This window comes from Bacillus sp. FSL K6-2865 (assembly GCF_040311405.1).
GTDB classification, from domain to species: Bacteria; Bacillota; Bacilli; order Bacillales; family Bacillaceae; genus Bacillus; species Bacillus velezensis.
The window spans coordinates 804,356-817,496 of record NZ_CP152036.1 but is presented as its reverse complement, the minus strand read 5'-3'; the positions used below and the strand labels follow the sequence as shown (position 1 = coordinate 817,496).

Below are 13,141 nucleotides of genomic sequence, written 5' to 3'. Positions count from 1 at the left end.
TCAATTACACTTCCGCGGCAGCCCGAATTGGCATTTTCAGGTTGCCGGACGCGACAAATCCGTGTACGATCAAGAAAGATACTGACGAAGGAGAAAATACGCGATGTCACGACTGTACTTCTTTATTTTGGTTCTGCTTGTTTCCATCTCCGGATTTTCCCAAGGCATGCTTCTGCCGGTGATCTCCGTCATTTTTGAAACGAACGGGGAATCAGCCGCTATAAACGGACTTCACGCAACCGGCCTTTATATCGGCGTGCTTCTGGCGTCGCCGTTTATGGAGGCCCCGCTGCGCAAGCTCGGATTCAAACCTCTGATGGTCATGGGCGGATTTCTTGTTATCATCAGCTTATTCAGTTTTATTTGGCTTCAATCCATATGGTTATGGTTTTTTCTTCGGCTGCTTATCGGAATCGGGGATCATATGCTGCATTTTTCAACCCAAACGTGGGTGACGTCAAAGTCAACGCCCCGAAACAGAGGAAGAAACATTTCGCTGTACGGACTGTCCTTCGGGCTCGGATTCGCTGTCGGCCCGTTCATGGTCCCTCTTGTGAAAACAAGTCCGTCCCTTCCGTTTATCGTATCCGGCTGTATCAGTCTTGCCGCCTGGCTGTTTGTATTTGTCTTACGTAACGAGTACCCGGCGCAAGGTCCGGATGAAACATCCGGGGATAACAGCGCAAAACGGTTTTACCGCGCCCTTCTTTTCGGCTGGGTCGCTTTTCTCCCGGCTTTCGGGTACGGTTTTTTAGAAACAGCGCTGAACGGAAGCTTTCCCGTGTACGCCCTGCGCTTAGGCATATCCGTTGATGCCGTCGCGCTGATATTGCCCGCTTTTGCCATCGGAAGTATTGTATTCCAGTTCCCTCTCGGTTTATTAAGCGATCGATTCGGGAGAAAACGTGTCCTGCTCGTCATCTTATTAACGGGTGCCCTTTGCTTTTTGACGGCCGGACTGTTTCCGTCGCCTTCTGTCATCGGCTGCTGCTTTTTTACGGCGGGAATGGCGGTCGGCAGTATGTTTTCCCTCGGCATCAGCTATATGAGCGACCTGCTGCCGTCCCATCTGCTGCCGGCGGGCAATCTGCTCTGCGGCATTTCCTTCAGCCTCGGCAGCATGATCGGCCCGGTGGCGGGCGGATGGTATATGCAGCGGTTTGAAAACGCCAATCTGTTTTACTTTATTACGGTGATTCTGGTCTGTATTTGGCTTGCGCTCGTCTTCGGGAAAACAAAGCACAATCCCGCATCCGAATCCCATTCTTTTCCGGCCTCATAAAAAAGCCGCCTGATCTAAGTCAGGCGGCTTCTTTCTAGTGGTATCCGTTCTGCCCGTTAGCGCTTCCGCTTGTTTTATTCTTCGGGCCGTTTTTGGAGTTTTGTTTATTATGGCTTCCGCCTTTTTTCGTATGCTTGGTCATAATCGATTTCCCTCCGTTATTCAGCTTGAACGTCATCCGTTCCTCTATAGCTTGCTCCCGCGGTACGGATTTTCATCAGGAAGCTTTTTACGTTTATGTAAAAGCGCGTTGATTTCTCCTCCTAAAATCAGCAGTGTTCCCGTAAGGTAAAACCAGATCATAAGGACGATAATTCCCCCGATGCTCCCGTATGTGGCGCTGTAGTTGGCAAAGGTGCCAACGTAAAATGAGAACAGCATACTGACGATAATCCAGCCGGCTGCCGCAAATACGGCTCCCGGCAGTACAAAACGGAGGGAAAGCCTTTTATTCGGCGCGAAAATGTAAAGCGCGGTAAACACGATTAAAAGGATAAGCGGACTGATACCCCAGCGGACAACCGACCACACCTGCAAAAACAGGCCGGAGGCGCCGATGAAATCTGCGGCCAGCATTCCGATTTCTCTGCCGAACACCGGCAGAAGCAATGCGATTAAAATCGTAACCACCATCGCGATGGTTAAAAAAATTGAGGTCAGGCGAATGATGATAAATGAGCGGTTTTCCTCGACTTCGTAGGCATGGTTAAATGCTCTGACAATCGCGTTCATACCATTCGAAGCCGACCAGATGACGGCGATAATCCCGAATGACAAAAGCCCGCCGCTGCGCTTGTTCAGCGTTTGCTCCGTTATGGATTTCACCATAGACATGGCGCTGTCGGGCGCGTATTGATCGACCGCCCCGAGCACGTCTTCTGCCGATATGGGAAGATAGGCGGTGAGCGTCAGCATGAAAATCATTAACGGAAACAATGACAGCAGGAAAAAATACGCCAGCTCCGCCGATTTACTTTGTCCTTCATGGAGAGAAAACCTTGCAAACAGCTCCTTTATAAAACTCATGACATCCCACCTCAATGATCGTTTTTCGAAAAATGCTCCTTCGTTTCTTTTAACAGGTCAATGACCTGCGGTGTCGTCTGCTTCAGCTTAGTGATCTGGCCGTTTAAAAAACTCAGATCATCCGATACGGTATTGGCGATGGTCTTCACTTGATCAAGTTTTGCAGATGCCTGCTGTTTCAGCACTTCAGGATGTTTTCGGTAGAATGCCGCACGCTGCCTGCACGCGTCCATGTTCCGGAAACATGCCTCTCTTGTCGGCTTATGTAATAAGGACAGTGCTCCGCCGGCGGCAGCGCCGATCAGAATCGCTTTTGCCATGATGCGTGTCTGCTTCATCGGTCAATCCCCCTTATAAATGATGGTCTTTCTTTATTGTCTCCAGCAAATGACGGCACCCGGACTCGACCAAAGCGTACACCTCGCTGAAATTCCCGGTATAATACGGATCGGGCACGTCCGCAAGGTCCGACTCCGGTACATAATCAAGCAGCCTTGCAATACGCGGCGCCGCTTTTTTATAACCGGCCATGCTGCGCAGATGTCCGATATTTTCTGCATCCATCGCAATGACGTAATCAAAATCGGTCAGATCAGACTCACGCACCTGCCTCGCCGTGATGCCGCTTGAGCTGATCCCTTTCTTCTTTAGGATCTCCTTTGTCCCTTCATGCGGCGGATTTCCCGCATGCCAGGCGCCGATTCCCGCTGAATCAATGTTAATCTGCCCGTTCAGCCCGTTTTTCTTCACCATATCAGAAAATACCGCCTCTGCCATAGGCGACCGGCAAATATTTCCCAGACAGACAAACAGCACATGTATCATATCGATAACCTCCCTATTCTTTCCCCGCATTTTGAGGATCAAAAACCTTATCATCATCTTAGCAACTTTTCTGCTGCTGTGGAAATAAGCTTTTATTCTAAATGAATTCTGTTAGAATAAAGGGTACGAAAACGGTCATGAAAGGATGCATGAATTTGCCGAGCCAACAAACAGAAACGTTAAACAAAATGATTGAAGACATTTCGCAAAAGCTCAACATGCTCAATGTCGGCGTCATCAGAGCGGAAGATTTCAGTGATGAAAAAATAGAAGATCTTACATACCTTCATCAAATGGTCATGAAAAAAGCATCATTCAGCCCGAGTGAAATGCAGGCCATTGCCGAGGAGCTCGCCTCTCTCAGAAAATAAACCCGTGTCAGACCTGCCGAAAAACGGCGGGTCTTTTTTTGATTTAAAAAAGTAAAAAATAAAAGTTCATCGGTTTGACACATATAAAAAGAAGGAGTATAGTAACTGTGAACTTGGTAGAACGATATACTAAATGAGCGGGCCGCTTATCTTTTTTTATTTAGTAGAACGATATACTCGTTGTGATATCAGCGTTATTCAAGTTTTGTATCTGCAACCGTTTTATCAAACCAGTTTTCAAAGAAAGGCAGTGGTTCAATAAAGGGGAATGGTTCTGTGCTTTTGTTAATTTAAAAATTAATTTAATTCTTTATTAACCGCATTAGGGGATGTCATCATGAAAAACATATACACCAAAATGGCAGCGGGTCTTTATATTAATTATTTCCTGCTGGGCATGATCAATATTATTATCGCATCCAATATGGAGGCATTATCAAAACAGCTTCATACATCCGCAGCCGGGGTCAGCTATTTGGTCTCCGCCATCGGGATCGGGAAGCTGATTTCGCTTCTGTTTGCCGGGAAGCTTTCGGATACATTCGGGAGACGGCCGTTTATCGTGTCGGGCGCCTTTCTGTATCTGATTTTCCTAATCGGAATTCCGCTTTCGACAAACTATACGGCCGCGTTTATCTTCGCCATTTTCGCAGGGATCGCCAATTCCTTCTTGGATTCCGGGACATATCCGGCGCTTATTGAAGGATTTCCGAAAAACGCAAGCTCTGCAACCGTGTTAATCAAAGCGTTTGTATCCATCGGCGCGACGGTGCTTCCGTTTTTCATCGCGTTTATTGCGGACAGGCATTTGTTTTACGGCTGGACGTTTTTCGTACCGGGCATTATTTTCTTCCTGAACGGCTTTTTCCTGTTAAAAGTTCCGTTTCCGAATCATAAGCAAAAAGAAGACGGCGGCCGGACGGAAGCCTCTCCGTCTGATGACGCGTTCACATCACAGCCGTCGATATGGCGCGAAGGTCTTGCGATCATTCTGTTAGGCTTTTCATCTACGGCGCTGTTTATGCTCGTTCAAGTATGGCTTCCTAAGTTCGGGCAAACCGTTTTGGGCATGCCTGAGGTGCAGGCTGTCAAATTGCTGAGCTATTACAGCATCGGTGCGCTTGTGTCCGTATTATTGCTGGCCGTGCTGTTAAACAGAGTGATTCAGCCGATTACGGTAATGGTGCTGTACCCTGTGATCGCGGCAATCGCGCTGCTTGCTCTGATTTTCATTCATCAGCCGGCCGTATCAGTCATCAGCTCCTTTGTCATCGGACTTTCAACTGCGGGCATTCTGCAATTGGCGATGACGGTTATGGCTGTTTTATTCCCTAAAAATAAAGGTACGATCACATCTTTTGTTAATATAGCATCAAGCTTATCTTTTATTGTCATTCCGCTTGTAACGGGAGCGATCTCCAAAGCGGCCGGCCTGACGCCTGTTTTTCTGCTTGATATCGGAATTGCGGCCGTCAGCGCCCTTCTCGCATTGTTTATCGGAATCCGCTTTAAGCAAGTGATGAAAGCCTGACTATTTTTTAAGGGAGAGGATTTATCATGCAATCTATCACGATCAGAAACACGGTCATCGGCGAAGGGCTTCCGAAGATCATTGTGCCGCTGATGGCGGCCGGAGAGAAAGAACTGCTCGAAGAAATTGAAGCCGTCAACAGGCTTCGCCCGGATATCATTGAGTGGCGGGCGGATGTGTACGAGCACGTTGACAGCCTGGACGCCGTAAAAGGCATGCTTGAAAAGCTGCGGAAAGCCGCAGGCGCAACACCGCTGCTTTTCACATTCAGAACTCATAAAGAAGGCGGAAATAAAGTTATTGATGACCGCTTTTACATTGAATTGCTTAAAACCGCCATCGAAACAAAACACATTGACCTTGCAGACGTTGAGTTGTTTACGGGAGAAGCGGAAGTCAAATCAATTGTGAAAACCGCTGAAGACAACGGCGTATATGTCGTCATGTCCAATCATGATTTTCATCAGACACCGAAAAAAGAAGAAATCATTTCTCGGCTGCGGAACATGCAGGCGTACGGCGCGCACATTCCGAAAATCGCGGTGATGCCGCAAAGCACTGAAGATGTTTTCGTATTATTGGATGCCACTCACACGATGAAAACACAATACGCAGACCGGCCGATCATCACGATGTCAATGGCGGGAACAGGTCTGATCAGCCGCCTGGCCGGCGAAGTCTTCGGTTCAGCGTGCACGTTCGGAGCGGGCAAAGAAGCATCAGCGCCCGGACAGATTCCCGTTGAAGAATTGCGCAGCGTACTCAGCATTTTAAATAAACATATGTAATCAGCGTTTTTCTGCCCTCAAAGCGGGTTGAAAAACAAATGAATGGACTAACGGAGGAATACATCATGAAGAAAGATTTAGGACGGATTAACGGAAAAACTCAGCTTATCGGATTATTCGCAACACCGATCGGACACTCTTTATCTCCGGCGATGCACAACCTGGCGTTTAAAAAATTAGGATTGAACTACGCGTACCTCGCGTTTGAAGTCGGCAATGAACAGCTGGAAGATGTGGTAACGGGAATGCGCGCCTTAAACGTCAGAGGCTTCAATGTCTCGATGCCGAACAAGATGAACATTCTCCCTTACCTCGATGAACTCGCGGATTCAGCGAAATTCACCGGCGCGGTGAATACAGTCGTTAATGAAAACGGCAGACTGATCGGACACTCCACTGACGGTATGGGATACGTCCGCAACTTAAAAGAACACGGCATCGATATCACGGGCAAAAAAATGACGCTGATCGGTTCCGGCGGGGCTGCCACTCCGATAGCGATTCAATCCGCATTGGAAGGCCTCGGAGAAATCTCTATTTTCGCCCGCAATGACGCGTTTTTCGAAAAAGCGGAAGAAAACGTCCGCATCATCAATGAAGAAATGAAGGGATCTTCGTGCAAAGCGAAAGTCTTCCCGCTCGAAGATCAAGATGCGCTGCGTGCTGAAATCGCTTCAAGCGATATTTTCACAAACGGAACGGGTGTCGGCATGAAACCGCTTGAAGGCTTGAGCGTCATTGAAGATACATCCATGCTCCGTCCTGATTTGATTGTGACAGACGTCGTTTACAACCCCGTTACGTCGAAATTGCTTGAACAAGCTCAAGCGGCCGGCTGCAACACCATTAACGGCCTCGGCATGATGCTTTGGCAGGGCGCCATGGCGTTTGAATATTGGACAGGCCGTGAAATGCCGGTTCAGTATATTAAAGAGCAAATGTTTGAATAACCTATTGTGACAGAAGCGCCGAAGGACAATCCGTCTTCCGGCGCTTTATCATTTTCTCCCCTCTCTCTTTCTTCTCAGCCGCCAAAACGCTTATAATGGATGTAACGAATAAAACCAAGTGAGGAATGCGACGTATGAAACAGCAAAAAAAACGCCGGGTGACATTGCAGCAGGTCGCTGAACATGCCGGCGTCTCAACATCCACCGCTTCATTAATCGTCCGCAATAACCCGCGAATTTCCGAAGCGACCCGTGAGAAAGTGCTGCAATCCATGCGGGAGCTGGGGTACGTATATGATCGGGTCGCCGCGAATTTGCGATCACAGACGTCCACAACGGTAGGATTGATTATTACTGACATTTCCAATACGTTTTTCTCAGAGTTTCTGATCGGCGTTCAGAATACGCTTGAGGAAGTCGGATTAACGGTGCTGTTAGGCACGACATTTGATTCCGTCGCGAAGCAGGAGCAGCTGATCTCGACCATGCTGGAGCACAGGGTCGGCGGATTGATTTTATGTCCGGTTTCAGGTACGGCTGAGGAAACCCTTTCCCGCCTTGAGCAGCTTGACATTCCGGTCGTGCTCGCCGTCAGGGAGATTGCCGATGCCGACTGTGATTTTGTCGGAGCCGATTATGAGGAAGGCACCTATAAGGCAGTGCGTCATTTCATTGAGAAAGGCCATCAGGAGATTGCGTTTCTGGGCGGCGTGAAGCACTCGTCAACATGGACGAAGCGCATGAAAGGGTTTAAAAAAGCGCTCCGTGAAGCGGATCTGGAAGTGAAAAATGAATATGTCATTGACAGCGCGCCGACCCGCGAAGCAGGCTGTGAAGCCGTGACGGAGCTCCTCCGCCGGTCTGAGCGCCCGACCGCGATTTTCTGCTTCAGTGATTTGGTCGCGTTCGGCGTCATGCAAGGGATCAGAAAAGCCGGGCTCATTCCGGGCGAAGATATTGACATTGTCGGCTTTGATAACGTGCCGGAAGCTGAAATTTCTTATCCCCCGCTTACAACCGTTTCTTCCTTTCCGCGGCAGTCGGGAAAAGAAGCGGCTCAATTGCTGCATCATAAAATCACCAGTTCCCAGCACAAAAAACAACGCATTATTCTGGCGCCTGAGCTGGTTATCCGGGAATCTTCACAAAAAAAGCGGAACGCCTGATACGGCGCTCCGCTTTTATATTACGCAAGCAGTTTTAATGATTCGCGGTTGAATGCCGGTATGTCATCCGGTGTGCGGCTTGTGACCAGCTGGTTCTGGCAGACGACGACTTCTTCATCCACAACATTCGCGCCCGCGTTTTCCATGTCGATTCGGATTGATGTAAACCCTGTCGCTTTGCGCCCGTCCAATGCTTTCGCGTTGATGAGAAGCTGAGGTCCGTGGCAGATGGCGAACACCGGTTTTTTATCATCCATAAACGCTTTGGCAAATTGGACGAAACGGTCATCCGCACGCAGCATGTCAGGAGAGAATCCGCCCGGGATCAGCAATGCGTCAAAGTCTTTCGGATTTACATCATCGATGGACGCGTCTACTTTCACTTCCGCTTCCCCTTGTTTGCCTTTGACTGTTTTTCCTTTTTCCTGTTCAATTACGGTTAATTCATGACCCGCATCTTTAAAAGCTTTCGCAGGTTCAGTATACTCGACATCCTCAAAATAATCGGTTAATACAACTGCAATTTTTTTACCCATAGTTACTACCTCCTGCTTGATGAAGTCTACATAAATCCATGTACCCCAGCCACACTAACATCAAACATAGGTAACGCGTTTGCCGCTCATCCGTTTCACATAGGTCATTATCCTCATTTTTCATCTTTTTACAAGAATCATCATGAAATCTATATGAACTTTCACAAAATATTCTTACAATGGTACTGCATGACAAAATTTGTTGAAAGGTGGAGAACAGGTGAGAATACAGAAAAGACGATGCAGCGTCAATATGACACTCCGTATTCTGCTGCCCCTAGTTATGATACTTAGTCTAATCCTCCCAACATCACCCATTAAAGCAGAAGAAAACAAATCCTCCAGTGTGAATCTCAGCATTTTAGCCACAACTGACGTTCACGCTAACATGATGGACTACGATTACTACAGCGACAAACCGACAACGGAATTCGGGCTGGCCCGAACGGCTCAGCTTATTGAGAAGCACAGGCGCGAAAACCCGAATACGCTGCTTGTCGATAACGGAGACCTGATTCAGGGGAATCCCCTCGGAGAATACGCCGTAAAATATGAGAAAAATGATATTATTTCAGGCGCAAAGACCCATCCGATCATTGAAGTGATGAACAGTCTGCATTATGACGCAGGAACACTCGGCAATCATGAATTTAATTACGGGCTTGAATTTCTGGACGGGACAATCAAAGGCGCTGATTATCCGATCGTTAACGCCAATGTGAAAACATTAAGCGGCGAAAACCGTTATACGCCTTATGTCATAAAAGACAAAACCGTCACGGATGAAAACGGCGGCAAGCATCAGATAAAAGTCGGCTACATCGGATTTGTTCCTCCCCAGATCATGACGTGGGATAAGAAAAATCTCGAAGGCCGCCTTCAGGTCGAAGACATTGTGGAATCCGCAAAGAAAACCGTTCCGAAAATGAAAGCTGAAGGAGCCGATATCGTCATCGCCCTCGCCCACAGCGGCATCGAAAAAAAAGCGCAGTCTTCCGGAGCGGAAAACGCCGTTTTTGACCTGGCAACGAAAGTCAGCGGAATTGATGCGATCGTATCCGGCCATCAGCACGGGCTTTTCCCTGATGCCGAATACAAAGGCGCTGATCAATTTGACGTCGATAAAGGCACGATTAACGGCATCCCCGTTGTCATGTCAAGCAGCTGGGGCAAATATGCGGGCGTCATCGACCTCCGGCTTGAAAAAACAGACAGCGCGTGGCATGTGGAAGATGCAAAAGGCAGCATCGAGCCGATTGCCGGCAATGTGACGTCGGAAAACGAAACCGTCGTCAATACCGTCAAAAAAGCGCACGAAGGCACATTGAAATACATCAGAGAACCCGTCGGCCAGACAAAAGCCGATATCAACAGTTTCTTCGCCCAAGTCAAAGATGATCCGTCCATTCAAATCGTAACGGATGCGCAAAAATGGTACGCCGAAAATAAGATGAAGGATACGGAATACAAAGATCTGCCTATCCTCTCGGCGGGCGCCCCGTTTAAAGCCGGCGGGCGGAACGGCTCAAACTACTATACAAACATTTCCGCTGGCGACCTCGCCATCAAAAATATCGGCGATTTGTACCTGTATGACAACACGGTTCAGATCGTCAAGCTGAACGGAAGCGAAGTGAAGGACTGGCTCGAAATGTCCGCGGGGCAATTTAATCAGATCGATCAGGCAAAAGGCGGCAGCCAAGCGCTTTTAAATGACGCCTACCGCTCATACAATTTTGATGTCATTGACGGTGTCACCTATCAGGTCGATGTCACAAAACCGGCGAAATACAACGAAAACGGAACAGTCATTCATCCCGATGCAAGCCGGATCGTCAACCTTTCTTATCAAGGAAAGCCCGTCAGCGCCAAGCAGGAATTTCTGATCGTCACAAATAATTACCGCGCTTCAGGCGGCGGAGGATTCCCTCACTTAAGCAATGATAAAATCGTATACTCTTCTGCCGATGAGAACAGGCAGGTCTTAATGGATTACATCATCCAGCAGAAAACGATTAATCCGCAGGCTGATCATAACTGGTCCATCCTTCCGGTCAAAGGGACAAACCTGACATTTGAATCTTCCTTGGCCGCAAAGCCGTTTGCCGACCGCGCAGATGACGTCGCCTATATCGGTGAATCACAAAACGCGGGCTACGGACAGTACAAGCTCCAATTCAAAGATGATGAACCGGGCACAGATCCGCCGAAAGATGACGCATGGAAACTCACCGTTATGCATACAAACGACACGCACGCCCACCTTGATAACGCGGCGAGGCGGATGACGAAAATCAAAGAAATCAGAAGCGAAACCGACCGCAGCATTTTGCTGGATGCGGGAGACGTTTTCTCAGGCGATCTCTATTTCACAAAGTGGCAGGGGCTGGCTGATTTAAAATTGATGAACAGCATGGGTTACGACGCAATGACTTTCGGAAATCATGAGTTTGATAAAGGCCCGGGTGCTCTCGCCAGCTTCCTGAGCGGGAACGGAAGCGCGGCTGACCCGTCCGGAAAATACAATTTTCAAGCGCCTGACTTTCCGCTCGTCAGCTCAAATGTCGATGTGTCCAAAGAGTCAAAACTCAGACCATTCATGAAAAAAGCAGACACATTTACGGCAGGGAAAAAGAAAAAAGCAGGCATCTATCCATACATTCTGCTTGATGTAAACGGAGAAAAAGTCGCCGTATTCGGCTTAACGACAGAAGATACGTCCGTCACATCAAGCCCGGGAAAAAGCATTGTCTTTCATGATGCCTTCCAATCCGCACAAGATACGGTAAAAGAAATACAGAACAAGGAACATGTCAATAAAATTATTGCCCTGACCCATATCGGGCATCAGCGTGATCTCGATCTTGCCAAAAAGGTAAAAGGCATCGACTTGATCGTCGGCGGACATACGCATACGCTTGTAGATAAAATGGAAGTTGTCAAAAACGAAGAGCCGACCATCGTCGCCCAGGCAAAAGAATATGGCGAATATTTAGGCCGTGTCGATGTCGCATTTGACAAAAACGGCATCGTCCTGCCGGAACAATCCTCTCTTCAGGCGCTGCCGGTGAACGAGCAGACGAAAGAAGACCCGGATCTGAAAAAAGAGCTTGATCCGTTTAAAAAAGAGCTCGTCTCAGTCAAAAATGAAAAAGTCGGCTCAACAAAGGTCGCACTTGACGGCCAGCGCGAGCATGTCCGCTCCAAAGAAACCAATCTCGGAAACTTCATCGCAGACGGCATGCTGCAAAAAGCGAAGGAAGCGGCCGGCGCCCAAATCGCGATCACAAACGGGGGCGGCATCCGCGCGGGCATTGATAAAGGAGACATCACACTCGGCGATGTGCTGAATGTGATGCCGTTCGGCAACACGCTTTACGTCGCGGATTTAACCGGAAAACAGATCAAACAAGCCTTGGAACAAGGGTTAAGCGGAATTGAGACTCAAGGCGGCGCCTTCCCTCAAGTTGCCGGTTTAACATACACGTTTACACTGAATAAAAAGCCGGGACACCGCGTTCTTCAAGCTGCGGCCGTACAGGATGACGGCAGCGTAAAGCCGATTTCTGATAAGAAGACATACAGAGTCGCCACCAGTAACTTTGTCGGTGAAGGCGGAGACGGATATTCCGTCTTTAACGAAGCGTCCCATAAAGAAGACCTTGGCTTTGTCGACTATGAGGTCTTCACCGAGCAGCTTGAAAAAGCGGGAAAAGCGGTGGAACCGAAAGTTGACGGCCGCGCGCAGGAAGTGTATCTGCCGACGAAACAAAAAAACGGTTCGTGGACGCTTGAAGATGACAGCGCATTTGCCGTTTATGCCAAAAACGCCAACACGCCGATCGTGTATTACGATAAGAATGACGGCGCCAAAAAGCCGATTGATCTCAGCGTGACCAAAAAACAAATCGGCCTGTTAAAGGACAGAACATCGGATTCTTCCCTTACGATCCTGCATGACAAGTTCAGCATGAAAATGCCGATGGCAAACGCTGCTTCAGCTGATACACGATTCGGCGTGACGCCGAAAGGAAAAGTAAGCGGGGCGCTTTCAAATGTATACGACTTTACAATGAAGCAGAAAAACAAAGACATCAAAACATTCAAAGCGCCGGTAAAGCTCACCCTGCGCATTGAGAATACGAAAAAGGCGAAACAGCCGGGCATTTACCATGTAGACCGGAAAAAGAACGTCTATACAAAAACAGACAACGGTTCGGTTTCACACGATCTCGTCACGGGCTATACAAATCATTTCAGTGAATACACCATATTAAACGCAAACACGAAGAGCGCGCCGCCGACAAGCGGAGACCACGGCTCCGGAAAGCAGCCAAACGGACAAAAACCGTCATCCGGCCCTGCACAGGACGGAGTATCGCCGGGCGGCCTGCTTCCTGATACGGCCACAACGATGTATTCCATCCTTCTTGCCGGGTTTCTCATCAGCGCGCTCGGAACCGCACTGTATCTGTATCAAAGAAGAAAAGCAAAAAAAGTGAACGAAGCATAAAAAGACCGCTTTTATCGGGCGGTTCATCCCAAGAGCTCTCCTGATCTGATTTCAGGGGAGCTTTTTCTCTCGGTCCCCCTCTGAGTCGACAGCCGTACGGCCGAGTGATAAAATATGACCGTTATTCGCGAAAGACTGCATCCGCATCGTTTA

Annotated in this window: 11 protein-coding genes; 7 read left to right on the top strand and 4 right to left on the bottom strand. The window is 48.5% G+C overall.

Annotated features, from left to right (window positions below):
* Positions 1 to 103: 103 nt before the first annotated feature.
* On the top strand, positions 104 to 1,282 hold the full coding sequence (locus NYE42_RS04000; RefSeq protein WP_015239398.1) for an MFS transporter: 1,179 nt from the start codon (positions 104 to 106) through the stop codon (positions 1,280 to 1,282).
* A gap of 186 nt (positions 1,283 to 1,468) precedes the next feature.
* Here NYE42_RS04000 and NYE42_RS03995 read toward each other — a convergent pair whose 3' ends face one another.
* From NYE42_RS03995 to NYE42_RS03985, 3 genes are read right to left on the bottom strand one after another with little or no spacing between them, the layout of a single operon-like run.
* Entirely contained in the window at positions 1,469 to 2,308 is an 840-nt protein-coding gene (locus NYE42_RS03995) for a YihY family inner membrane protein (protein WP_007408509.1), read from the bottom strand.
* Positions 2,309 to 2,319: 11 nt separating this feature from the next.
* Positions 2,320 to 2,646: a hypothetical protein gene (locus NYE42_RS03990; protein WP_015239397.1), complete on the bottom strand. Its 327-nt coding sequence runs from the start codon at positions 2,644 to 2,646 to the stop codon at positions 2,320 to 2,322.
* A 13-nt stretch (positions 2,647 to 2,659) separates the two neighbouring features.
* A complete protein-coding gene (locus tag NYE42_RS03985) occupies positions 2,660 to 3,133 on the bottom strand; it encodes a low molecular weight protein-tyrosine-phosphatase (protein ID WP_044802008.1) in 474 nt (157 codons plus the stop codon).
* Positions 3,134 to 3,288: 155 nt separating this feature from the next.
* Between NYE42_RS03985 and NYE42_RS03980 the strand changes: the two genes are divergently transcribed.
* From NYE42_RS03980 to NYE42_RS03960, 5 genes are all read left to right on the top strand, one after another.
* On the top strand, positions 3,289 to 3,504 hold the full coding sequence (locus tag NYE42_RS03980; protein WP_003155571.1) for a DUF1128 domain-containing protein: 216 nt from the start codon (positions 3,289 to 3,291) through the stop codon (positions 3,502 to 3,504).
* 337 nt (positions 3,505 to 3,841) lie between these two features.
* Positions 3,842 to 5,035, top strand: a complete 1,194-nt coding sequence (locus tag NYE42_RS03975) for an MFS transporter (protein WP_007408506.1) — start codon at positions 3,842 to 3,844, stop codon at positions 5,033 to 5,035.
* A 26-nt stretch (positions 5,036 to 5,061) separates the two neighbouring features.
* On the top strand, positions 5,062 to 5,823 hold the full coding sequence (gene aroD / locus NYE42_RS03970; protein WP_024085013.1) for a type I 3-dehydroquinate dehydratase: 762 nt from the start codon (positions 5,062 to 5,064) through the stop codon (positions 5,821 to 5,823).
* A 65-nt stretch (positions 5,824 to 5,888) separates the two neighbouring features.
* Positions 5,889 to 6,773: a shikimate dehydrogenase gene (locus NYE42_RS03965; RefSeq protein WP_108725097.1), complete on the top strand. Its 885-nt coding sequence runs from the start codon at positions 5,889 to 5,891 to the stop codon at positions 6,771 to 6,773.
* A gap of 134 nt (positions 6,774 to 6,907) precedes the next feature.
* Positions 6,908 to 7,939, top strand: coding sequence for a LacI family DNA-binding transcriptional regulator (locus tag NYE42_RS03960; RefSeq protein WP_063637089.1), 1,032 nt, complete (start codon positions 6,908 to 6,910; stop codon positions 7,937 to 7,939).
* 20 nt (positions 7,940 to 7,959) lie between these two features.
* On the opposite strand, the gene NYE42_RS03955 is transcribed toward NYE42_RS03960, so the two are convergent.
* Positions 7,960 to 8,475: a type 1 glutamine amidotransferase domain-containing protein gene (locus NYE42_RS03955; protein ID WP_003155578.1), complete on the bottom strand. Its 516-nt coding sequence runs from the start codon at positions 8,473 to 8,475 to the stop codon at positions 7,960 to 7,962.
* A 220-nt stretch (positions 8,476 to 8,695) separates the two neighbouring features.
* Here NYE42_RS03955 and NYE42_RS03950 point away from each other — a divergent pair, with 220 nt between their 5' ends.
* On the top strand, positions 8,696 to 12,988 hold the full coding sequence (locus tag NYE42_RS03950) for a multifunctional 2',3'-cyclic-nucleotide 2'-phosphodiesterase/3'-nucleotidase/5'-nucleotidase (RefSeq protein WP_352426776.1): 4,293 nt from the start codon (positions 8,696 to 8,698) through the stop codon (positions 12,986 to 12,988).
* Positions 12,989 to 13,141 lie beyond the last annotated feature (153 nt).

Coding starts and splice junctions, on each gene's coding strand:
- NYE42_RS03990 (WP_015239397.1), bottom strand. CDS start 2,646: ATGAAGCAGACACGCATCATGGCAAAAGCGATTCTGATCGGCGCTGCC.
- NYE42_RS03985 (WP_044802008.1), bottom strand. CDS start 3,133: ATGATACATGTGCTGTTTGTCTGTCTGGGAAATATTTGCCGGTCGCCT.
- NYE42_RS03955 (WP_003155578.1), bottom strand. CDS start 8,475: ATGGGTAAAAAAATTGCAGTTGTATTAACCGATTATTTTGAGGATGTC.
- NYE42_RS03975 (WP_007408506.1), top strand. CDS start 3,842: ATGAAAAACATATACACCAAAATGGCAGCGGGTCTTTATATTAATTAT.
- NYE42_RS03995 (WP_007408509.1), bottom strand. CDS start 2,308: ATGAGTTTTATAAAGGAGCTGTTTGCAAGGTTTTCTCTCCATGAAGGA.
- aroD (WP_024085013.1), top strand. CDS start 5,062: ATGCAATCTATCACGATCAGAAACACGGTCATCGGCGAAGGGCTTCCG.
- NYE42_RS03965 (WP_108725097.1), top strand. CDS start 5,889: ATGAAGAAAGATTTAGGACGGATTAACGGAAAAACTCAGCTTATCGGA.
- NYE42_RS03960 (WP_063637089.1), top strand. CDS start 6,908: ATGAAACAGCAAAAAAAACGCCGGGTGACATTGCAGCAGGTCGCTGAA.
- NYE42_RS04000 (WP_015239398.1), top strand. CDS start 104: ATGTCACGACTGTACTTCTTTATTTTGGTTCTGCTTGTTTCCATCTCC.